The sequence below is a fragment of the Streptomyces spiralis genome (genome assembly GCF_014654675.1).
Taxonomy (GTDB): Bacteria; Actinomycetota; Actinomycetes; order Streptomycetales; family Streptomycetaceae; genus Streptomyces; species Streptomyces spiralis.
On record NZ_BNBC01000037.1, the window covers coordinates 59,848 to 81,613 of the forward strand.

General features: G+C 70.0%; 16 protein-coding genes. 10 read left to right on the forward strand and 6 right to left on the reverse strand.

The genetic code is table 11. From position 1 onward, the window contains the following. Positions 1-340 precede the first annotated feature (340 nt). The 3 genes from qcrB (at position 341) to IE318_RS31115 (ending at position 3,865) form a co-directional block, all read left to right on the forward strand. Positions 341-1,957, forward strand: a complete 1,617-nt coding sequence (gene qcrB / locus IE318_RS31105; RefSeq protein WP_189905680.1) for a cytochrome bc1 complex cytochrome b subunit — start codon at positions 341-343, stop codon at positions 1,955-1,957. Positions 1,958-2,347: 390 nt separating this feature from the next. Further along, the gene (locus IE318_RS31110; protein ID WP_189905682.1) at positions 2,348-3,190 is read left to right on the forward strand and encodes an alpha/beta fold hydrolase; all 843 of its coding nucleotides are present in this window, start codon (positions 2,348-2,350) and stop codon (positions 3,188-3,190) included. 156 nt (positions 3,191-3,346) lie between these two features. Continuing rightward, positions 3,347-3,865 carry a GNAT family N-acetyltransferase gene (locus IE318_RS31115; protein ID WP_189905684.1) on the forward strand — a complete coding sequence of 173 codons (519 nt, stop codon included), beginning with the start codon at positions 3,347-3,349 and terminating at the stop codon, positions 3,863-3,865. 161 nt (positions 3,866-4,026) lie between these two features. On the opposite strand, the gene IE318_RS31120 is transcribed toward IE318_RS31115, so the two are convergent. The 3 genes from IE318_RS31120 to IE318_RS31130 form a co-directional block, all read right to left on the reverse strand. Next, a complete protein-coding gene (locus IE318_RS31120) occupies positions 4,027-5,259 on the reverse strand; it encodes a 2-oxo acid dehydrogenase subunit E2 (RefSeq protein WP_189905686.1) in 1,233 nt (410 codons plus the stop codon). Between the two features lie 102 nt (positions 5,260-5,361). After that, positions 5,362-8,049 carry a pyruvate dehydrogenase (acetyl-transferring), homodimeric type gene (gene aceE / locus IE318_RS31125; RefSeq protein WP_189905687.1) on the reverse strand — a complete coding sequence of 896 codons (2,688 nt, stop codon included), beginning with the start codon at positions 8,047-8,049 and terminating at the stop codon, positions 5,362-5,364. Positions 8,050-8,160: 111 nt separating this feature from the next. Next, the gene (locus tag IE318_RS31130; protein ID WP_189905689.1) at positions 8,161-8,901 is read right to left on the reverse strand and encodes an SDR family oxidoreductase; all 741 of its coding nucleotides are present in this window, start codon (positions 8,899-8,901) and stop codon (positions 8,161-8,163) included. 313 nt (positions 8,902-9,214) lie between these two features. Here IE318_RS31130 and IE318_RS31135 point away from each other — a divergent pair, with 313 nt between their 5' ends. Continuing rightward, complete coding sequence (locus IE318_RS31135) at positions 9,215-9,682, forward strand: cupin domain-containing protein (RefSeq protein WP_030181595.1); 468 nt, start codon at positions 9,215-9,217, stop codon at positions 9,680-9,682. A 51-nt stretch (positions 9,683-9,733) separates the two neighbouring features. Here IE318_RS31135 and IE318_RS31140 read toward each other — a convergent pair whose 3' ends face one another. After that, positions 9,734-10,228, reverse strand: coding sequence for a cupin domain-containing protein (locus tag IE318_RS31140; RefSeq protein WP_189905691.1), 495 nt, complete (start codon positions 10,226-10,228; stop codon positions 9,734-9,736). 303 nt (positions 10,229-10,531) lie between these two features. Here IE318_RS31140 and IE318_RS31145 point away from each other — a divergent pair, with 303 nt between their 5' ends. From IE318_RS31145 to IE318_RS31160, 4 genes are all read left to right on the forward strand, one after another. Further along, positions 10,532-11,482, forward strand: a complete 951-nt coding sequence (locus tag IE318_RS31145) for an alpha/beta hydrolase (protein WP_189905693.1) — start codon at positions 10,532-10,534, stop codon at positions 11,480-11,482. Positions 11,483-11,521: 39 nt separating this feature from the next. Further along, a complete protein-coding gene (locus IE318_RS31150; RefSeq protein WP_189905694.1) occupies positions 11,522-12,241 on the forward strand; it encodes an alpha/beta fold hydrolase in 720 nt (239 codons plus the stop codon). A 93-nt stretch (positions 12,242-12,334) separates the two neighbouring features. Then, positions 12,335-12,676 carry a hypothetical protein gene (locus IE318_RS31155; protein ID WP_189905696.1) on the forward strand — a complete coding sequence of 114 codons (342 nt, stop codon included), beginning with the start codon at positions 12,335-12,337 and terminating at the stop codon, positions 12,674-12,676. A gap of 215 nt (positions 12,677-12,891) precedes the next feature. Further along, positions 12,892-15,663, forward strand: a complete 2,772-nt coding sequence (locus IE318_RS31160) for a helix-turn-helix transcriptional regulator (protein WP_189905698.1) — start codon at positions 12,892-12,894, stop codon at positions 15,661-15,663. 76 nt (positions 15,664-15,739) lie between these two features. On the opposite strand, the gene IE318_RS31165 is transcribed toward IE318_RS31160, so the two are convergent. Next, on the reverse strand, positions 15,740-16,132 hold the full coding sequence (locus IE318_RS31165) for an OsmC family protein (RefSeq protein ID WP_189905700.1): 393 nt from the start codon (positions 16,130-16,132) through the stop codon (positions 15,740-15,742). A 276-nt stretch (positions 16,133-16,408) separates the two neighbouring features. Here IE318_RS31165 and IE318_RS31170 point away from each other — a divergent pair, with 276 nt between their 5' ends. Next, positions 16,409-17,095 carry a sigma-70 family RNA polymerase sigma factor gene (locus IE318_RS31170; RefSeq protein WP_189905702.1) on the forward strand — a complete coding sequence of 229 codons (687 nt, stop codon included), beginning with the start codon at positions 16,409-16,411 and terminating at the stop codon, positions 17,093-17,095. Positions 17,096-17,159: 64 nt separating this feature from the next. On the opposite strand, the gene IE318_RS31175 is transcribed toward IE318_RS31170, so the two are convergent. Beyond that, entirely contained in the window at positions 17,160-19,898 is a 2,739-nt protein-coding gene (locus tag IE318_RS31175; protein ID WP_189905704.1) for a helix-turn-helix transcriptional regulator, read from the reverse strand. A gap of 196 nt (positions 19,899-20,094) precedes the next feature. Between IE318_RS31175 and IE318_RS31180 the strand changes: the two genes are divergently transcribed. Next, positions 20,095-21,528: an aldehyde dehydrogenase family protein gene (locus IE318_RS31180; RefSeq protein WP_229903846.1), complete on the forward strand. Its 1,434-nt coding sequence runs from the start codon at positions 20,095-20,097 to the stop codon at positions 21,526-21,528. The last annotated feature ends 238 nt before the right edge of the window (positions 21,529-21,766 follow it).

The following is a 21,766-nucleotide window of genomic DNA, read 5'->3' on the forward strand; positions in this document are numbered from 1 at the left end:
CCGGCCTCATGGCCGGGCACCGGTGCCGAGACCCTGAGGGAGGTCACCGGCGGCGCCCGACGCCTCGTGTCACACCTGGGTCGTCTGGCCGGTCATGACTGGGACAGCAGTTCACGAACCGTGCCCGAACAGCACAGCCGTGGACGAGTCGGCTCCGCAGTGCCACGTGTGCGTCCCTCCGGCCCGTGCCGAGGCTGGGTCGCGGCACGGACAGCTACGGCTGCACGGCGATCGGAAGCCCTCGTGACACGCCGCTGCCGCGGACCCACGGCAGTGCCCGGGACCGCGGCGCCGTCAGACGCAGCGAGCTTGGGGCGATGCAGAAATGAATGGTGAAGAGATGGTCAACGACAGCCGGCCGGCCGAGCCGGGCCAGGGGCGCTCCGGGGAGAGGCTCGCCCAATGGGCGGACGGCCGACTCGGCTACCGCCGTGCGGCCCGCTCCGCCCGGCGCCTGGTCTTCCCCGACCACTGGTCGTTCATGCTCGGCGAGATCGCACTCTACAGTTTCGTCATCCTGCTGCTCACCGGCGTCTACCTGAGCTTCTACTTCCACCCTTCCTCAGATCCCGTGGTCTACCAGGGCAGTTATGCCCCCTTGCGGGGCCGGCTGGTGTCGGAGGCCTTCGACTCGACCCTGCACATATCCTTCGACGTCCGCGGCGGTCTCCTCCTTCGCCAGGCTCACCACTGGGCGGCGCTGGTCTTCGTCGCCGCCGTGTTCGTGCACATGCTGCGGGTCTTCTTCACCGGCGCGTTCCGCAAGCCGCGCGAGCTGAACTGGGTGTTCGGGTTCCTGCTGCTCATCCTGGCCATGTTCGGGGGCCTGACCGGCTACGACCTGCCGGACGACCTGCTGTCCGGAACCGGCCTGCAGGTCGTCAACGGCACGATCCTCTCGATCCCGGTCGTCGGGACCTACCTGTCGTTCTTCCTCTTCGGCGGCGAGTTCCCCGGCGATGACCTGATCGCCCGCTTCAACACCATCCACATCCTGATCATCCCCGGACTGATGGTCGCCCTGATCGTCGGCCACCTGGCCCTGGCCGTACGCCACCGTCACACGCAATACGCCGGGCCCGGCCGTACCAACACCAATGTCGTCGGTATCCCGTTCAGGGTGTACGCCGTCAAGGCCGGCGGCTACTTCTTCCTCGTGTCCGGCGTGATCTTCTTCATGGCCGCCGTCGCGCAGATCAATCCGGTGTGGAACTACGGGCCATTCCGCCCCGACCAGGTCTCCGCCGGCTCCCAGCCCGACTGGTACATGGGCGTCGCCGACGGGTTTCTGCGCATCATGCCCGGCTGGGAGATCGCGATCTGGGGCCACACCTTGGCCCTGGACAACTTCCTGCCCCTGCTGATCGGCGTGCTCCTGTTCCTCGCCATGGGCGCCTACCCCTTCCTCGAGGCATGGGTCACGGACGACGACCGCGAACAGCACCTGCTGGACCGCCCCCGCGACCGCCCGGTGCGGACCGCCCTCGGCGTGGCCTGGCTCAGTGTCTACTCGGTGGCCCTCGTCGGTGCCGCCAACGACCTGATAGCCACTCACCTGCGCGTTTCCGTCGAAGGCGTCACCTGGACCGTGCGCATCGGCCTGTTCGTCGTCCCGGTCCTGGCCTTCTTCGTCACCAAACGTGTGGCACTGGGCCTGCAGCGGCAAGACCGTGACAAGGTGCTCCACGGGCGTGAGAGTGGCATCATCAAGCGTCTTCCGCACGGCGAGTACGTCGAGGTTCACGAGCCGCTCACCCAGGCGCAACTGCACTCCCTGACCGCCCACACGCAGTACCGGCCCCTGGAGGCCGCAACCGTGCGGGACGCGGACGGCGCCACGCCCCGTACCCAGCGCCTGCGCGTCAGGCTCAGCCGCGTCCTGTACGGCTCGGGTACGCAGGTTCCCAAACCCACGGCGGCCGAGTACACGGAGATCAGCGGCGGCCACCGGTCCTGATCGCCGGCGCACACTCCAGGACCTCTCGTCGCTACATGTCACACCTTCGACAGGTATCCGGTCATAGGGGTGAAAGGCGGCACAAGGAACTGCCGAGTCAACCGGCCCGCGGCACAAGGCCGTTCGCCCCGCGATACCTCCGCCTTGCGGCCCGAGCGGTCGTCCTTCCCCGCGCAGCGGCGACCGTGCTGTCAGCCGCAGCCGCAGCCGCAGCCGCAGCCGCAGCCGCAGCCGCAGCCGCAGCCGCAGCCGCAGCGGCTCCGGCTCCGGCGGCTCCGGCGGATGCACACCCGCGCCGCAGCAGCGCGCCGCGCAGGGTCACCAACCCTCAGTTCCGCCCGCTCCGCTTCCGGGAGCCGGCGCACCGATCCCGCCCGAAAGGCACTCGACATGACCCGTACCTCCCGCACCCACCGGGCCCGTACCTCCCTCACCGTTCTGGCCGGCGCCACGATCGCCGCGGGCCTGCTCGTCACCACGGTCGGCCCGGCCTCCGCCGACAAGGGTGCCCCCTCGCGGGGTCCCAAGCCCACCGTCGTCCTGGTCAACGGTGCGTTCGCCGACTCCACGAGCTGGAACGGTGTCATAAAGGAACTGCGGCACGACGGCTATCCGGTGGTCGCCGTCGCCAACCCGCTGCGCTCCCTGAGCGGCGACTCCGCCTACCTCAAGGACGTACTGGCCGGCATCGACGGTCCCATCGTCCTGGCCGGTCACTCCTACGGCGGCTCGGTCATCAGCAACGCCGCCACCGGCAACAAGAACGTCAAGGCACTGGTCTACCTGGCCGCCTTCCTCCCGGAGAAGGGGGAGAGCGCGGTCGACCTGTCGGGAAGGTTCCCGGGCAGCACCCTCGGCGATGCCCTGCGCCCGGTGCCGTTCACGAACGCCGACGGCTCTCAGGGCACCGACCTCTACATCCAGAACGACAAGTTCCGGCACCAGTTCGCGGCGGATGTGCCCCGTAACGAGGCCGACCTGATGGCCGTCACCCAGCGACCGGTCACCAACGCCGCCCTGGCCGAAGGCGCGGCAGAGCCCGCCTGGAAGACCATCCCGTCCTGGGTTCTCGTCGCCACGCAGGACCTCAACATCCCGCCGAAGGCCCAGGAGTTCATGGCCGTGCGGGCCGGTGCCCACACCACGGAGGTCCGAGCGTCCCACGCGGTGAGCGTCTCGCAGCCCGGCAAGGTCGCCGCCGTCATCGAGGACGCCGCGCGCTCGGTGGGCTGACCTTTCCGCGCAACGCCCACGGGACTGACCCGGACCGTTCGGTCCACGCCGGTCCCGTGGGCGTCCCGTGCTTCCATGTGTGCGGACCCCGTTCCCCCGACCGCCGGTCCGCCCGCGTGCATTCCGCACCGGGCCCGGCCGCGCAAGGACAAGACCATGCGCCGCGAACCGCGGATCACGACCATAGGCCCCGGCGACCTCGCTCCCACCGTGGCGATGCATCGTCGCTGCTCGTCGCACACCCTGTGGAGCCGCTACCACCGGGCCATGCCCGACCCGCAGACCTACCTGCCCGCGCTGCTGGCCCGTCCCGGCTCGGTCCACCTGGCCGCACGGGACACCACGGGCCGCATCGTCGCCGTGGGCCATCTGATGCCGGACCACTCCGCCGTCGAGGCCGCGCTTCTCGTCGAGGACTCCTGGCAGGGCCATGGACTGGGCACCCGCCTGCTGCACCACCTGGGCCACCATGCGCTCGGAGGCGGTTGGGTGACGCTCTACGGCCTCGTCCTGTCCGGCGACGAACGGATGGACGCCATCCTGCGCCACGCGTCCGTCCCCGTGCACCGCAGGGAGGAGGGCGGTGCCGTCACCGCCTGGGTTCAGGCGCGTGACCTGGCGGCCGGCCTCCCCGCCCGCCGACGGGGTCGCCTCCTCCGCGCCGGGCACCGGTGACCACCGACCGTTTCCTGGTCGGCCGGAACGAGTACCAGCCAGAAAAAGCCGATGCGGAACATGATGCTCCGCATCGGCTGTGCCACCGCACCCTCACAGGGGCGCCGGCACACGGCCGGCGCCTTCCCGCCGAGCGGGCCCGCGTCCGGCACCGGCATGTCTCACGTCGCGGCGTCGGGGTACAGGTCGTCCTCGAACGCCGCGGACTCCAGGATCTCCCTGACCGTGGTCAGGTAGCGAGCCGCATCCGCCCCGTCCACCAGTCGGTGGTCGTACGACAACGACAGGTGCACCAGGTCCCGGATGCCGATGACCTCCTCTCCGGCGCCGCCCACGACCCCTGGCCTCCTGACCGTCGCGCCCACGCCCAGGATCGCGGCCTGGTGCGGCGGCACGATGACGGTGTCGAACAGGGTGCCGCGCGAACCGGTGTTGGAGATCGTGAAGGTCGCACCCGATACGTCGTCGGGGGTGAGGTGGCCACTGCGGGCCCGGTCGGCCAGCTCTCGGACGGCCCGGGCGATCCCGGCCACGGTCAGGTCGCCGGCGGCCTTGATCACCGGGGTTATCAGCCCGTTCTCGGTGTCGACAGCGATGCCGACGTTCTCCGTGTCGAAGTAGGTGATCGTCCCCTCGGCCTCGTTGAGCCTGGCGTTGACGACCGGATGCGCCTTCAACGCCTGGGCCGCGGCCTTGACGAAGAAGGGCATCGGGGACAGCTTGAGGCCCTCGCGGGCCAGGAAACCGTCCTTCGCCTGGTTTCGCAGCCGCATCAGCCGGGTGACGTCGGCCTCTACCGTGCTGGTCAGTTGCGCCTGCTCCAGCAGGGCCTGCTTCAGGTTGTCCCCGATGGCTTTGCGGATGCGGGTCATGCGGACCGTCCGACCGCGCAGCACGGATGCCTGCGCCGCCGGGGTGGCTGGGACGGTGGGCGGGGGTGACACCGGGGCGACAGACGCCGGCACCGGGGGCGCAGGCGTGGGTTCGGGGGCGGGTGGGGCCTCCTCTGGGGCGACGCGTGCGGCGGGAGACGGAGCGACCGGCACCGGCGCTGGCACCGGCACCGGTGCCGGCGCGGGAGACAGCGCCGGAGACGATTCCGGCGCGGCCTGAGGGGCCTCGGCCGGGGGCGCGGGTGTGGCCGCCGGGACTGCGTCCGCCGTACCGATGACGGCGAGCTCGGCGCCGACCTCGACGGTCTCGTCCTCGGCGACGGCGATGCTCAGCAGAACGCCGGTGGCGGGGGAGGGCATCTCGGTGTCGACCTTGTCGGTGGAGACCTCCAGCAAGGGCTCGTCGGCCGCGACGCGTTCGCCGACCTGTTTCAGCCAGCGGGTCACGGTGCCCTCGGTGACGGACTCGCCGAGGGCCGGCAGGGTCACGGTAACCGTCATGATGTCGTTCAGCTCCTCACGGCCCGGCAGGGCGCGAGGGCCCTGCGAACCTGTCGTCCATGGCGTGCGCCGTGGAGGGGGTCGGTCGCGTTTCCCTGCCGCTCACCGGTCGAGGCCGTAGCGGGCGCGGGCCTGCGCGACGGCTGCCGGGGGGATCTGTCCGGCCCGGGCCAGCCGGTCCAGTGCGGTCACCACGATCGACTCGGCGTCCACGCGGAAGTAGCGGCGCACGTCCTCACGGGTGTCGGACAGACCGAAGCCGTCGGTGCCCAGGGAGTAGTAGTCCTGCTCGACCCACTGGCTGATCTGGTCGGGCACCTGCCGCATCCAGTCGCTGACGGCCAGCACCGGCCCCGGCGCCCCGGACAGTGCCCGGGTGACGAACGGGGTCCGCTCCTCACCGCGCATCCGGGCGTCGTCGGCGCGCATCGCGTCGCGGCGCAGCTCCGTCCACGACGTCACCGACCACACGTCGGCGTGCACGTTCCAGTCGGAGGCGAGGAGTTCCTGCGCTCGCAGAGCCCAGTGAATGGCCGTACCGGAAGACAGCAGCTGGAGCCGGGGTCCGGCCGCGGCGGGGTCGGCGGGCCGGAACCGGTAGATGCCCCGGACGATGCCCTCCTGGACACCCGGCGCCGCCGGCATGGCCGGCTGCTGCTTCGGCTCGTTGTACACGGTCAGGTAGTAGAAGACGTCCTCGGGCCGCTCGCCGTACATCCGGCGCAGACCGTCCCGGACGATCACCGCGATCTCGAAGGCGAAAGCCGGGTCGTAGCTGATCGCCGCCGGATTGGTGGCGGCCAGCAGGTGCGAGTGCCCGTCCCCGTGCTGCAGTCCCTCACCGGTCATGGTCGTGCGCCCCGCGGTGCCGCCGATGACGAAGCCGCGGCCCATTTGGTCGCCGAGCGCCCAGAACTGGTCGCCGGTGCGCTGGAAGCCGAACATGGCGTAGAAGATGTAGAACGGGATCATCGGCTCGCCGTGCGTGGCGTACGAGGTCGCAGCGGCGGCGAACTCGGCCACGGAACCGGCCTCCGTGATGCCCTCGATGAGCAGCTGACCGGTCTTGCTCTCCTTGTAGTAGAGCAACTGGTCGGCGTCGACCGGATCGTAGTTCTGGCCCAGCGGCGAGTAGATGCCGACCGTGGGGAACATCGACTCCATGCCGAAGGTACGGGCCTCGTCGGGGATGATCGGCACCCAGCGCGCCCCGCTTCGCTTGTCGCGCATCAGGTCCTTGACCAGCCGGACCAGAGCCATCGTGGTGGCGACCTCCTGTTGGCCGAATCCCTTCTCCAATGCCTCGAAGGGCTTGGCGGACGGCTCCGGCAGCGGCTTGGCGATCACCCGCCGAAGTGGGGCGGGACCGCCCAGCGCGGCCCGGCGCTCGTGCAGGTACCGCACCTCCGGCGAGTCCTCGCCCGGATGCCAGTACGGAACCTGGTCACCGGCGAGCGCGCTGTCGGGGATGGGAAGCTCCAGCAGGTCGCGCATCTCACGGAACTGCTCCATCGTGAGCTTCTTCATCTGGTGGTTGGCGTTGCGGGACTCGAACGCCGAACCCAGGGTGTGGCCCTTCACCGTCTGGGCGAGGATCACCGTCGGGGCGCCCCGGTGCTCCACCGCGGCCCGGTAGGCGGCGTACACCTTCAGCGGCTCGTGTCCGCCGCGGGAGCTCTCGAACAGTTCGACCACCTGTGTGTCGCTCAGGGAGGCGGAGACGGCGGACAGGGCGTCACCGGTGAAGAAGTTCTTGCGTATGTAGGCGGCGTCCCGCGCGGCCAGCGTCTGCATCTGCGCGTCCGGTACCTCTCCCAGGCGCCGCACCAGGTCGCCGCCGGTGTCCTGTCCCAGCAGCGGGTCCCATGCCTCGCCCCACAGGGTCTTGACCACGTTCCAGCCCGCGCCGCGGAACCGTGCCTCCAGCTCCTGGACGATCTTCGAGTTGGACCGTACCGGTCCGTCCAGGCGCTGAAGGTTGCAGTTGATGACGAACGTCAGGTTGTCCAGGCCCTCGCGGGAGGCCAGAGCAAGGGCGGCCATCGACTCCGGCTCGTCCATCTCCCCGTCGCCCAGGAACGCCCACACCCGCGAGGCGGAGGTGTCCTTGATGCCGCGAGCCTGCAGATAGCGGTTGAAGCGGGCCTGGTAGATGGCACCGAGCGGGCCCAGCCCCATGGAAACCGTCGGGAACTCCCACAGCCACGGCAGCCGACGCGGGTGCGGGTAGGACGGCAGACCGTGACCGCCCGCCTCCCGCCGGAAGGCGTCCAGTTGCTCCCTGCTCAGCCGCCCTTCGAGGAACACCCGGGCGTAGATGCCGGGGGAGGCGTGTCCCTGGAGGAACAGTTGGTCCCCTGAGCCGTCGCCGTCCTTGCCCCGGAAGAAGTGGTTGAACCCGATCTCGTAGAGCCAGGCCGCCGACGCGTAGGTGGAGATGTGGCCGCCCAGTCCCAGATAAGAACCCCGGGTGACCATCGCCGCGGCGTTCCACCGGTTGAGCGCGGTGATCCTGGACTCCATCTCCAGGTCACCGTCGAACTCCGGCTGCGCGGCCGCGGGGACGGTGTTGATGTAGTCCGAGGACAGCAGCCCCGGCAGGGACGTCCCCGACGCCGCGGCGAACTCGTGCACCCGCCGCATCAGGTACACCGCCCGCTCCGGCCCGGCGTTCCGCACGACGGCGTCGAGAGAGGCCTGCCATTCGGCGGTCTCCTCGCGGTCACGGTCCGGTAGCTGGTCGAGCTCACTGATCACAGAGGTCTCAGTGGGCCGGGACGGATCACTCATGGCGGCCTTCCTGTCATGGGGCGGGTGCCGGCGACGCCGGCCGCGGACACGGCGGCGCAGCAGGGCGGTCGGTGGAGATCACGGGCGACGACGCATCGCCGCCCCGCGGACTCAGCGGCTCTTGAGCCACTGGGCGAACGTGTGGTGGCCCAGATGAGCGTCCGGCCCGGGAAGGAGGGCCCGCTCCTCGAGCACCGCGCCGAAGAACGGGGCCTGCGCGTCGGCGATCACCGGGCCGGGCCGGCCCAGGGAGGTCAGCAACTCGGTGGTGAAGTCCTCGAACCGGAGCTCGTCGGCCCCAGCGGCTTCGAGCACCCCGAACAGCGGCGGGCCCACCGCGACATGGGCGACCGCCGCGGCGACATCGTCCGACGACACCGGACGCAGCAGCAGCGAGGGCACGTGCACACCGTCGGGCCGGGTACCGGCCGTCGCAGCGGCCTCCACGGACTCGTAGAACGGCGTGGCGCGCACCACGGAGTACGGAACGGTGGTGTGTCGTACCAGGTCCTCCTGCGCCGCCTTGGCCCGGAAGTAGCCCGAGCCGACCCGGTCGGCGCCCACCACCGACAGCGCCACGTAGTGCTCGACGCCCGCCGCGGCGGCGGCCTTGAGGAGGTTGCCCGTCGCGGTGGTGAAGAACGCCGTGCCGGCCTCCTGCCTCCGTGTGGGCGCGTCGGTGACGTCCACGACCACCTCGGCGGCACGCAGCGCCCGGTCGAGGCCCTGCCCGGTGCTGACATCGACTCCATCTCTGCGGGAGACCGGCACGACGTCCACCCCGTGGTCCCGAAGCCTGGCGACGGTCCTGGAACCGATCAGGCCGGTGGCACCTGCAACGACGACTCTCATCTGGTTCTCTTCCGTCGAGGGGCCACTGACCCCGCTGCGTATCCGTCGAAGGCGGTGGCGGACGTCGGCACGCCACCGTGCTCACTACATCTAGACAGGACAAGTCCGATTGTTGTGACACCGTGCGCTGCCGGGTGCCGGGTGCCGGGTGCCGGGTGCCGGGTGCCGGGTGCCATCGGCCGCCGCGCCCCTGTCACAGATCCGCCGGGCACCCGGTCAGGAGGAGCGAGCGGTCTTCACGACCGGACATGAGCACGTGCACGGCGGACGATGTGCCGCCCGGACACGGTGGAACCACGGAAGGTGCGACTCAGTGTCGGAGAACTCACAGCACGCCCACCACGGCCACGACGGGCACGGTCACGGAACCGGCGGCGAGGACGGCCCGAGCTGGACCCGAGCGGCGAAGATGCTCCAGGACGCCTCGCCGATCACCATTCCCGAGGGTGCCTCGGCGATGACCATCCACGTCCAGTGGGAGCCCGGTGACCCCGGCACCCCGCCGCACCGCCACTCCGGCCCGGCGTTCGGCTACGTCATCAAGGGCGCGGTCCGCTTCGAACTCGAGGGCGAGCCCGAGCGCATCGTCGAGGCCGGCGGCACCTTCTGGGAGCCGGGTGGCGATGCCATCCACTACCAGGACGGCAACGCCCTCACCGACGAGAGGACCGAATTCGTCGTCACCATGATGTGCGCCCCCGGCAAGCCCATGCTGGAGCTGGTCGACGAGGAGGAGCTCAAGGAGCGCGCCCACCTGCGCGCACCGCGACCCACGGCCTGACCCCGGAAGTCGGGATGCCGTCCGCCGCCCCACGGCGGCGGACGGTGTCTCCTACTCCACGAAGTACGAGTCGTGCTTGTCGAAGAACGCGGCCCGCTCCTCTTCCGAGGCGTGCGCCAGTTGCGACACCTGCTCGAAGTACTCCTCGCGCGGGGCGCCCGGGGTGAACAGGAGCAGCATGTCGGCCGGAGCGTCGGAGTCGTTCCGGAAGGCGTGCAGCCCGCCCTGGGGCACGTGCAGGAAGTCTCCCTTGCGCGCGTCGATCCACTGCACACCGTCGAACACGCTCACAGTGCCGTCCAGGATGTAGAACGACTCCGAGATCCTCTTGTGGAAATGCGTCTTGGGACCGCCCGCCCTGGGCCGCATCTCCACCCGGTACAGCCCGAACTCACCCCGCGTGACACCAGTGGTCGCCAGATAGTGGGTGGCGTCCTTCCCGGTACCGCTCTCACCGATGTCCGGCGGTGTGGTGGCCGGTCGGAAGACGGCGCTGACCTCACCGTCCTCTCCCCAGTACTTCTGCTCCGGGTACGGGTACGACATGTCTGGATCCTTTCCTGCGACGGGCGCGTGATGACGCGCCGGCACGAACCGCTGAGCAGCGGTCCTCTCTACAACGAGACCGGTGGGCATCCGCCGTTGTGACAGCCGGGGGCCCGGCCGGGGACTTCGGGACGTGGCGCACTTCGGGACGTGGCTCAGCGCGACGGGCAGGAACAGCAGCGCCGGAAGGATCCTCAGCCGAGAAATTCCGTGCCGTTTTTCCCCGGCGTGTCACACATCGACTCCCGGCCCGGTCTCATAAGCCGAAAGTCTTCCCCAAGCGACCGCCTTTCAGGAGATGCCGTGAGTGACATCATTCTCGAGCCCGCCGCGCAGGAATTCGCCGACGCGGCCGCCAAGCCGCCGCTGCTGTACGAACTCGGTGTCGAGGGCGCCCGTAAGCTGCTCGACGATGTTCAGTCCGGGCCGATCGAAAAGCTCGACGTGGACGAGAAGTGGGTCACTGTCCCCGCCGAGGTCGGCGACGTGAGGGTCCGCATCGTCAAGCCCGTCGGCAGCACCGGTGTCCTGCCCGTGATCCTCTACGTGCACGGCGGCGGCTGGATTCTCGGCAACGCCGGCACGCACGACCGTCTGGTGCGTGAACTGGCCGTAGGCGCCGAGGCGGCCCTGGTCTTCGTCGAGTACGACCGCTCCCCCGAAGCGAAGTACCCCGTCGCCATCGAGCAGGCGTACGCCACCGCCCAGTGGGTCACCACCAAGGGCACCGAAGAAGGACTGGACGGCTCCCGTCTGGTCGTTGCCGGTGACTCCGTCGGCGGCAACATGAGCGCAGCCCTCACTCACATGGCCAAGCAGCGCGGCGACGTGACCTTCCTGCACCAGTCGCTGTACTACCCCGTCACCGACGCGGGACAAAACACCGGGAGCTACCGGACCTTCGCCCATGGACCGCACCTGACCGCGAAGGCCATGGAGTGGTTCTGGAACGCCTACACCACCGACCCGGCCGAGCGGGACCAGATCACGGCCTCCCCGCTGCGCGCGACCCTGGAAGACCTCCGGGGCCTGCCGCCGGCGTTCGTCGTGGTCGACGAGAACGACGTACTGCGCGACGAGGGCGAAGCGTACGCCCGCAAGCTGATCCAGGCCGGCGTGCCGACCACGAGCATCCGTTACAACGCCACCCTGCACGACTTCATGATGCTGAATCCGGTTCGCGGAACCCAGGCCTCGAGCGCGGCGATCGAGCAGGCCATCCAGGTCCTGCGCAAGGCCCTCGGCACCGGCTGATACCTCGCCGCCGGAAATTCAGAACGAAGGGCCTCTTCAATGAGTGCGCAGAAACCGACCATCGTCCTTGTCCACGGCGCGTTCGCGGACTCCTCGAGTTGGAACGGCGTCATCGACAGGCTCCGATCCCACGGCTACTCGGTGGTGGCCGCGAGCAATCCGCTGCGCGGACTGGCCGGGGACAGCGAGTACGTCAGACAACTCGTGGCCTCCATCGACGGCCCCGTGGTCCTCGTCGGCCACTCGTATGGTGGCTCGGTCATCAGTAATGCCGCGAGGGGACTCGACAACGTCAAGGCGCTCGTCTTCGTCGCGGCCTTCCTGCCGGACGAAGGCGAAAACGCGGTCACCCTGTCCGGCAAGTTCCCGGGCAGCACCCTCGGGGAGGCGCTCCACCCGGTGTCGATCACACTGCCCGACGGGGGTCAGGTCGCCGATCTCTACATCGAGAGGAGCAAGTTCCACCAGCAGTTCGCTGCCGACGTCCCGGAAGAGACCGCGGCGATCATGGCTGCAACTCAGCGGCCCGTGGCCGATGTCGCGCTGGCGGAGGGTGCCTCCGCCCCGGCGTGGAAGAACGTCCCGTCCTGGGTTCTCGTGGCCACCGAGGACCGGAACATCCCGGCGCAGGCACAGACCTTCATGGCCGATCGGGCGGGGGCAACGGTGGTGAGCGTTTCCGCCTCCCACGCCGTCAGCGTCTCGCGTCCCGGTGATGTCGCGCGCCTGATCAACGAGGCGGCACAGGCGACGGGCTGAGCGGCCGGCGCTCGGCGCACCGGACCGCCCGGAGAACCATCGAACCGGCGGTCCGCGTTCCGAGCGCCGGGCCACCGATTCTGGGAGCGCATCATGAATACGAACAAGCAGGCGGCTCGTGGGCTGATCGACCTGGAGGCCTATCTGTACCGGGAGGCTCATCTCAGTACTGCTCGCCGGCGCGTGGCCGCCTTCACCGAGAAGGCGGTCGGGCTGACCCGTGAACAGAAGAGGGATATCGAGCTGTGGTATCTCGAGGAACAGAAGTACATGGCCCGCATGGTGACGGAGTACGTCGCCGACAGCGTCGGCGCAGTCGAGGCGGCGAACCACATCCGGTTCGGGCGATGGCTGCGAGGGACGCTGATCGCCACGGCCGTGATCACCGTGGTGACGTTCGTGTGCACGGCGGTCGTCGTGGCATCGGTGGCCTGATCAGACAACGCGTCGCCGCGCTGCCGCGCAGGTCCGTCGCGGCGGCTTCCGGCCATTCGCGCCCCGGCCCGGACGCGGGTGGCAGATGGCGACGAACTGGAAGGGAAGGGGCCGGATCGAGTGATCCCTGACGATGCCGTGGAACGGCGAGCAGCTGGTTTGAGCCAGGTCCCAGACATTGAACGCCGGGGTATCGTGGCAGCCGGGAGGCTGCCATGGCGAGGGGCGGAGCGCGGACGGGGCTCATCGGGCGGAGGAATGAGTGCCAGGCCCTCGATGACCTGCTCGCGCAGGCCAGGGCCGGGCGAAGCGGGGTCCTGGTGGTGCGCGGTGAGGCGGGGATCGGGAAGACCGAGCTGCTGAACTACCTGCTCGACCGGGCCACCGAATGTCGCGTCGTCAGGGCGGCCGGCGTGCAGTCCGAGATGGAGCTCTCCTACGCCGGGCTGCATCAGATCTGTGCTCCGCTGCTGTCCAGTCTGGACGAACTTCCCGAGCCGCAGCGGAACGCCTTGCGCACGGCGTTCGGGATGCAGGTCGGTGACGCGCCTGACCGGTTTCTGGTCGGCCTGGCCACCCTGAGTCTGCTCGCCGGGGCCGTCGGCGACGAGCCGTTGCTCTGCCTGGTCGACGACGCACAGTGGCTGGACCGTGTGTCGGCCCAGACCCTGGAATTCGTCGCTCGTCGGCTGCTTGCCGAATCGGTTCTGCTCGTCCTGGCGGTCCGCGAGTCCGGCTCCCGCGAGATTCTCGCCGATCTGCCGGAGCTCCCTGTGCGTGGACTGAACGAGCGTGAATCCCGCAGACTCCTCGACTCGGTCGTCGCCGGCCCGCTCGACCAGCGTGTGCGGGACCGCATCGTCGCCGAGACGCGCGGCAATCCGCTGGCTCTGCTGGAACTGCCGCGAGGCCTGACCGCCGTCGAAATGGCCGGAGGATTCGGAGGACCCACGGACCGGCCGCTGTCCAGTCAGATCGAGGCAGGCTTCCTCCGCCGGATCCAGTCACTTCCGGCGGAGGCACAACAATTGCTGCTCATCGCCGCTACCGAGCCGGTCGGTGACGTGGCCCTGCTGCGGCAGGCTGCCGAGCGCCTGGGAATCTCCGTGGACACCGCCATGTCCCACGCCGAGGCGTCCGGCCTGATGACGCTCGGCACGTGGGTACGCTTCCGCCACCCGCTGGTTCGCTCCGCGGCCTACCGCGCTGTCGGCATCGAGGAACGTCGGCGCGTGCACAGAGCTTTGGCCGACTCGATCGACGCGAGCCGCTATCCCGAACGCCGCGTGTGGCACCTGGCGAGCGCGACGATGGGACCGGACGAGGCCGTGGCCGCCGAACTGGAGGGATCCGCCGACCGGGCGCACGCGCGCGGAGGGATCGCGGCGGCGGCAGCCTTCCTGCAACGAGCCACCGAACTGACTCCGGATCCCGTACGCCGCGGAGCCAGGGCACTGGCCGCGGCGCAGGCCAAGTACCAGGCGGGTGCCTTCGATGCGGCGCGGGAACTGGTCGATGCGGCGGAACTGAGCCACCTCGACGAGGTCGGAGCCGGACAGGCGACCCTGCTGCGGGGACAGGTCATGTCCGCGGCCAAGAGTGCCAGCGCCGGGCTGCCGCTGCTGCTCGAAGCGGCAAGGCGGCTCCAACCGTTCGACTCCGAACTCGCCGGCCGGACCTACCGGGACGCGATCTACGCGGCCCTGACCGCGGGCCGGCTGGCCACGGGCGGGGTCCGCGACGTCGCCGAGGCGATGCTGAGTGTGCCGGGCCACGTCGACACCGCGAGCCGCGAAGGTCTCCTCCTGACCGGTCTGGCACGGGTGATCACCGAGGGATACTCCGTGGGTGCGCCGCTCCTCCTGGAGGCCGTGGCCGCGTTCCGGACGGAAGAGCTCTCACGGGAGGACGGTCTGGGGTGGCTTCCGCTCGTGTGCCGCATGGCACACAGCACCTGGGACTTCGCTGCCTGGTCCGAGCTCTCGGCGCGGCTGGTCGACCTATCTCGCGGCAGTGGAACGCTCGCCGTGTTGCCCTCGGCCCTCCTTCTGCGCCTGTCGAACCGGGTGTTCGCCGGCGACCTCCGCGGCGCCGACTCCCTTGCCGTGGAAGCGAACGCGATCGGTGAAGCCACGGGCAGCAGCTTCTTCGCGCATTACGGGGCACTCGTCGTGGAGCCCTTCAAGGGACGGGAGTCCACGACTCGGCAGGCGATCGAAGCCGTCACGCAGGATCGCCTCCTGCGGGACGAGGGCAAGGTGACAACGGCCACCCAGTGGGCGGCGGCCGTCCTCTGCAACGGCCTCGGCCGGTACGAAGAGGCCTACGACTCCGCCGAGCGTGGATGCGAGAACCCGCAGGAACTCGGACTGTCCATCCAGTCCCGGGTGGAATTCGTCGAAGCGGCCGTACGACTGGGGCGGACCGCGCGTGCGGCCAGGGCTGTGCGGACGATCGAGGAGATGGCCCAGGTCAGCAGAACCGCCTGGGCCCTCGGCATCTCCGCCGCCACCCGTGCCCTGGTGAGCAAGGGGCAGGCCGCCGATGTCCTGCACCGGGAAGCGATCGAGCAGCTCGACACAGCGGAAACCCGTATGGACAGCGCCCGGGCTCGGCTCCGCTACGGCGAGTGGCTACGCCTGGAAGATCGACAGGCGGATGCTCGTTCGCAACTGAGCGAGGCATACGAGATGCTCGGCGAAGCCGGGGCCGAAGCGTTCGCGGAGCGCGCGCGACTGGGGCTGCAGGCCGCGGGAGTGAAGGTACGCAAACGCGCCTCGGTGACGCCGGTGGTTCTCACTGCGAAAGAGGCTGAGATCGCGCGACTTGCCCAGGGAGGCTTCACGAACCCGGAGATCGCCGCCCGGCTGTTTCTCAGCCCCCACACGGTCGAGTGGCATTTGCGAAAGGTCTTCGTGAAGCTGGGAATCTCCTCCCGCAAAGAGATCGGCTCGGTGCAACTCGAAGGCATGGCAACCACACCCTGACCCGCCCGGGTTCCGGGCGTGTCCAGCCACCGTGGGCGATCCGTACTCCAGTCACAGTTCGCCGAACCCTCAGCAGTCACGGTTCCGCCAGCAGAGCGGGTACGGTGACGATCGTGACCTCCCTGGTCAGCAGGCGGTGAACGGGACAGCGTCCGGCGGCTGCCAGCAGTTGCTCTCGTTGAGCCGGCTCCAGGTCACCGGTCAGCCCGACGTTCTTGACGATGCGTCCCTGGTCCCCGAACCGTACGGCGACGTCGATACGGTCGAGTGGCCAGCCGTGTCGGTCCGCCAGGGCCCGGACGGCCATGGAAGTGCAGGACCCGAGCGCGGCCAGAAGCAGCTCTCCTGGGGTGGGACCCGCATCGCTGCTGATGGGCTCGGGTTCGTCGGCCGTCAGTATGTGCGTGCCGATCGCGACGGAGCGGGTGAGCCGCCTGCCTTCGGCAATGGACACGATGCGCGTGGTCATGGATGTTCCTCTCGGCCGAGGTGCGGGGGCCATGGTGTCTCTCATCCCTCTTCTGCACAGACCGAGCAGCGTACGAGCCTGTGACAGGCCGGCTCGGGGGAGTGCGATGCCATCCGGTCCCCATGGCGGATCTCGGCCACGGTCCCACCACGGCATCACCAGGGCACCACCACGCAGCCGCCCACGGGTTCTCCATGGCGCGGTCGCCGCGCCGGCGCGCGAGGTTGGTCGCAGCGGCATTCGAGGCCGCTGACCCACCCAGGGGAGGAGCCGACCTTGAACACGCACCTGATGGAAGCCAGGCCCTCGCTTGTACCGGACGGCTGCGCGGCGACCTCGACGATCGACGATCTGGAGGACGCGGTGTCCGTGTTCGTGCGGGCTCGGCCTTCATTGATCAACATCGCCTGTGCCATCCTCGGCAACGCCGGCGAAGCCGAAGACGTCCTTCAGGAAGTCTGGTTGCGGCTGCAGGGCACCGACCGCACAGCCGTGCACAGCCCGCCGGCGCTGCTCCGGACGATCACCGTCCGAGTGGCGATCAACGTGCTCCAGTCGGCTCGCAGACGGCGGGAGTACTGCGCCACCCCGTGGCTTCCGGAATCTCCGGACCCCGATGTCACTCCGGATGCGGTGGCCGAGCGGCAGGACGCTGTGGAGCGAGCGGTCGCCCTGCTGCTGGAGACGCTGACACCCCGGCAGCGCGCCGCATTCATCCTGCGGGAGGGCTTCGGGTACCCCTACGACCGGATCGCCGGGCTCCTGCACCTCAGCGTCGTCAACTCAAGGCAGCAGGTCACACGTGCGCAGCAGCGCCTCCGCGCACAGCGCCGGCGGCAGTCCGTGGACTCCGTCACGCATCGCCGGTTCGTACAGGCGTTCCTCGCGGCCGCACAGACAGGGGACATGGCCCGTTTGGAGCAGGTCCTCCTCGGCGACGTCGCACAGCCCACGAGTCGGTGACCGCCCTCCCCCGCGCGGGCTCCCGCGGAAGGCCGTCACGTGCGTTTCGCCGATGAGGTGTCGGTCACAGGGCCGTTCGCAGGAGCCGCCGGGAGGCGATGCCGAGCTTGGCGTACACCTTCCGCAGGTGCCATTCCACGGTGTGCGGACTGAGGAACAACTGGGCACCGATCTCGGGGTTGGTGAGCCCGTCCCGGGCCAGATGCGCGATCTGCGTCTCCTGGGCGGTGAGTGTCGTCGTGGCGGTACCGTCACGACGGGCCACCGTCTCGCCGGCGGCCCGCAACTCGCGGACGGCGCGCTCGGCGAACGCACCAGCGCCGAACCGTGTGAACAGGGCGTGCGCCTCGCGCAACTGCTCCCGGGCGTCAGCACGACGGCCCTCTCGCCGCAACCACTCCCCGTACAGCAGATGCGCCCGGGCCGACTCTGCCGCGACCCGAGTGCGTCCGAGTCGTTCGATCGCCTCGCGGTACAGCTCTTCGGCCGCGTCCCCCTGGCTGAGCAGCGCCCGGGAGCGCGCCTGGACGCCCAACGCCCAGTCCGTGGCGGCGGCGTCCGTGGTGCGGGTCAGCCGGACCAGTGCGGCCTCGGCGGCGTCGACGCGACCGCTGCGTACTCCGGCCTCCACCAGTTCGACCAGTCCCCAGTTGGCCGCGGCCAGGTCCTGTGGATGCGCGCTCGCCAGTCGGGCCGCGTCGAACGCCTCCTCGTATCTCCCCAGACCGTTGTGGAGCACGGCTCCGGCTCGGCGCGCGACGGCCACGCCGATGCCCTCACCGCGGTTCAGGGCATCTTCCATGCTGGCCTCGATCAGCGGGGCGGCTTCGTGTACGCGTCCCCGCCAAGCGGCGAGTGTCATCGTGCCGTACGCCGCGAAGCTGCTGCCGACCGCCTCCTGGAGCCGGTCGATCTCCGCGATGAGCAGCGCCGCCGCGTCCAGTTCACCGGCGTATGTGTGGACGACGACGCGCGAGTTGAGCGCGAGCGGCAACTCGGTCAGCGCTCCGACGGTGCGGGCGGTCCGCACATGGCGTGTCGCCAGTTCCGTCCAGCCCTCGTCGTCCCACATCTCGGCCGCCAGAGCCGAGGCCAGCCAGGACCAGCGCAGAACCTCCTCCGGGTCGGTCTCCCGGCGGAAGGCGCGCACCGCGTCGCGCGAGGCGGCGACCGCGTCGCGGTAGCCGCCGGTGAACCGGGTGGCCAAGGCGTTCAGGAGCAGATCGGCATTGCGCGGCGGTTTCGTCGCGGGTGGTGACGTCTTCTGTGCGGCCGCCGCCACCTCGCGTACGTTCGTGCCGGAGGCGAGGCGCCCGGCGAACATGGCGGCCGACAGGGTCTCCAGGAAGGATTCGCGAGCCAGACCGGCATCGAGCGGCACCAGGCGCCGAGCGGTGGCCAGCAGCAAGGGGAGCGCCTCGTCGATGCGACTGGAGGCGAAGGCGATCTGGGCCTGGAGGAGATCCACGCGGGCGCGACCGAGTTCGTCCAGGTCGCCGCTCCCGGCCAGCGCCAGCAGATCGCGCGCCGCGGCGGGCGCACCGGCGCGGAGCTTCACCTGAGCTGCGGCGAGGGCACGCGTCGCCTTGCGCCGTGGGTGAGGCGTCAGTACGGCCGCGTGTGCGAGGAACGCGGCCGCCGCGGCGGTGCCGCCTCGCGCCAGCGCCCGCTCGGCCGAGGACTCCAACTCGGCGGCGACCGACTCGTCCGGCCGCAGCGTCGCCCGCGCCAGGTGCCACGCGCGGCGGTCGGGGTCGAGGTCGGGGTCGGTCACCTCGGCCAGGACGCGGTGGGTCTCCCGCAGCTCGGCGAGCCCGGCCGACCGGTAGATCGCGGAGCGCAGGAGCGGATGCCTGAAGCGCACCAGAGCCCGGACGTCGAGCAGCCCCGCCGTCACCGCCGGGCCCGCCGCGGCCGGACTGATGCCCAGTCGCTCAGCGGCACGTCTGAGCAGCGTCACGTCACCGATCGGCTCGGCGGCGGCGGTCAGCAGCAGTCGTTGCGTCGCCGCCGGCAGCGAGCGGACCCGCGCGAGGTAGCTGCGCTCGATGCGGTCGGTCACCGGTCCGGGACCGGGCAGGTCGAGCCCATCGGCCGGCTCCGCCCCGATACGGTCGTGCGGGAGTTCCAACAGCGCGAGGGGATTGCCGCGTGCTTCAGCCAGGATGCGATCGCGGATGCGCTCGTCCATCGGCCCGTCTGCCGCCGCATCCAGAAGCGCGCGGGCGTCGGTGTCGTCAAGGCCGTCGAGCGTCAGCTCGGGCAGGCCGGTGAAATCGTCGCGTCCCTGCTGCTCACGGGAGGCGAAGACCAGTGCCAGCGGTTCGGCGAGCATCCGTCGCGCCACGAACGCCAGCGTCTGCGCGGAGACCCGGTCGAGCCACTGCGCGTCGTCCACGAGGCACAACAGCGGCTGTTCGGCAGCCACTTCCGTCAGCAGCCCGAGCACGGCCAGACCGACCAGGAACCGGTCCGGAGGGGGTCCCGTGCTGAGTCCGAACGCCGTGGCCAGCGCTTCTCTCTGTGGGGGCGGAAGGGAGCCGAGACGTCCGAGGAACGGGGCGCACAACTGATGCAGTCCTGCGAACGGGAGCTCCATCTCCGACTCGGCACCTGCCCCACGGGCGATGCGGTGCCCGACGCGTGCCGCCAGGTGATCCAGCAGAGCGGACTTCCCGATTCCGGCGTCACCGCGAAGGACCAGTACGGCGCTGCGCCCTGCCTCCACCTCCGAGACCAGTTCTTCGAGCGCATCGAACTCGCGGCGCCTGCCTCGCAGCCGCTCCGGACCGTCCCCACTCATCCTGACCCCCGCACGCGGGGAGCATAACAACATCACGAGAGGCATCGCCGTAATCCTGAGCAACGTCCTGAGCAGCGCCGACGGGTTGAGTACGACCGTCCGGTCCGGACCGCCCGCGGCACGGCATGCAAGTGACGCGGATCATGGGCATGGGAAGGCATGGATGCCTGGCGACGACCGATGTTCGCTTGGCCACATGAACGAAAACCCTGCGGTTCCCTTCCCCACTCCGTCCCACTGGATCGACGGCCGCCCTCTCCCGGGTTCCGGGCAGTTGATCGACGTGGTGAATCCCGCCGACGAATCGGTGATCGCCGCGGTGCGCGAGGGCACGACCGAGGACGTGGACAAGGCGGTGGACGCCGCGCTCGCCGCATTCCCAGGATGGGCGTCGACGTCTCCGCGGCATCGTGCGGCCGTCATGCACCGCCTGGCCGAGGGCCTTCAGCAGCACTCCGAGGAACTGGCCGCCACCATCACCCTGGAGATGGGCGCCCCGATCGGCTTCTCCCGACGGGCGCAGGTGGGGTTCCCGGTTGCGTCGACCTTGGCCGCGATCACGACGGCCGAGCGGTTCGAGTGGACGGAGGTGGTCGAGAACTCGCTCGTCATCCACGAGCCCATCGGCGTGGTGGGGGCCATCACACCGTGGAACTTCCCGCTGCAGCAACTGGTGACCAAGGTCGTCCCCGCGATGCTGGCGGGCAACACCGTCGTCCTCAAGCCCTCGGAGAACAGCCCCCTCAGCGCCCGGATGTTCGCGGAGATCGCCACCGAGGCGGGTCTCCCGGACGGTGTGTTCAACGTGGTGCAGGGCACCGGCCCGGTCGTAGGCGAGGCACTCTCCGGGCATCCGAAGATCGACATGATTTCCTTCACCGGGTCCACCCGCGCCGGGAGAAGCGTCTCCGTGGCCGCCTCCGGCACGGTCAAACGCGTCGCACTCGAACTGGGCGGCAAGGCGGCCCACATCGTCCTCCCCGAGGCCGACCTGGACTTCGCGGTCCGTCGCGGACTGGCTTATGCCTGGGCCAACGGCGGTCAGGCTTGCGGCGCCTACGCGCGCATGCTCGTGCCCGAGAGCCTTCAGCAGACCGTGGTCGACAAGCTCAGGGACGCGGCCGAGGAGTACGTCGTCGGTGACCCCGCCGACGAGGGCACACGGATCGGCCCGCTCGCCTCGGAGACCCAGCGCCGGCGCGTCGACGGCTACATCCGGCGTGGCATCGCCGACGGCGCCACGCTCGTGGTCGGCGGCCCTGGCCGGCCGGAGGGCTTCGAGACCGGTGCCTATGTCAAGCCCACGATCTTCTCCGACGTCGACCCCGAGTCGGTCATCGCCCAGGAAGAAATCTTCGGCCCTGTCCTCGTCGTCATCCCCTACGTCGACGACGACCACGCCGTGGAGATCACCAACGGCACGATCTACGGACTCAGCGGTGCGGTGACCGGTGACGAGGACCACGCCGTGGCGATCGCCCGGCGCCTGCGCGTCGGCCAGGTCGATGTCAACGGGGGACAGCACAACTTCCAGGCCCCGTTCGGCGGGTACAAGCAGTCCGGCAACGGCCGGGAGATGGGCCGTGCCGGCCTTGAGGAGTTCCTCGAGATTAAGGCGATCACCCGCTGACGCACCGCGGCACCGTCACCCCGGGAGGCGAGCCGGGACCTCGACTCTCCTCCCGGGGCCGAGCGGCCGTGGAGGGACGCCCGCTCGCGCGGCCGCCGACACCGTCAGGGATACCGTCCCTCCGCTCGCGAGGGCGTGCGGGACGGCACACTGTTCCCGGGGAATGAGTGGTCCCGGCCGCGTTGCTCACATGGTCGGTACGTCGTGAAAGCCGCGGTGGAGGCGGCGCGTCCCTCCC

Excerpts from the sequence above, each read along its gene's own strand:
- qcrB (WP_189905680.1), top strand. The coding sequence starts at position 341 with ATGGTCAACGACAGCCGGCCGGCCGAGCCGGGCCAGGGGCGCTCCGGG.
- IE318_RS31110 (WP_189905682.1), top strand. The coding sequence starts at position 2,348 with ATGACCCGTACCTCCCGCACCCACCGGGCCCGTACCTCCCTCACCGTT.
- IE318_RS31115 (WP_189905684.1), top strand. The coding sequence starts at position 3,347 with ATGCGCCGCGAACCGCGGATCACGACCATAGGCCCCGGCGACCTCGCT.
- IE318_RS31120 (WP_189905686.1), bottom strand. The coding sequence starts at position 5,259 with ATGACGGTTACCGTGACCCTGCCGGCCCTCGGCGAGTCCGTCACCGAG.
- aceE (WP_189905687.1), bottom strand. The coding sequence starts at position 8,049 with ATGAGTGATCCGTCCCGGCCCACTGAGACCTCTGTGATCAGTGAGCTC.
- IE318_RS31130 (WP_189905689.1), bottom strand. The coding sequence starts at position 8,901 with ATGAGAGTCGTCGTTGCAGGTGCCACCGGCCTGATCGGTTCCAGGACC.
- IE318_RS31140 (WP_189905691.1), bottom strand. The coding sequence starts at position 10,228 with ATGTCGTACCCGTACCCGGAGCAGAAGTACTGGGGAGAGGACGGTGAG.
- IE318_RS31150 (WP_189905694.1), top strand. The coding sequence starts at position 11,522 with ATGAGTGCGCAGAAACCGACCATCGTCCTTGTCCACGGCGCGTTCGCG.
- IE318_RS31155 (WP_189905696.1), top strand. The coding sequence starts at position 12,335 with ATGAATACGAACAAGCAGGCGGCTCGTGGGCTGATCGACCTGGAGGCC.
- IE318_RS31160 (WP_189905698.1), top strand. The coding sequence starts at position 12,892 with ATGGCGAGGGGCGGAGCGCGGACGGGGCTCATCGGGCGGAGGAATGAG.
- IE318_RS31165 (WP_189905700.1), bottom strand. The coding sequence starts at position 16,132 with ATGACCACGCGCATCGTGTCCATTGCCGAAGGCAGGCGGCTCACCCGC.
- IE318_RS31175 (WP_189905704.1), bottom strand. The coding sequence starts at position 19,898 with ATGAGTGGGGACGGTCCGGAGCGGCTGCGAGGCAGGCGCCGCGAGTTC.
- IE318_RS31180 (WP_229903846.1), top strand. The coding sequence starts at position 20,095 with ATGAACGAAAACCCTGCGGTTCCCTTCCCCACTCCGTCCCACTGGATC.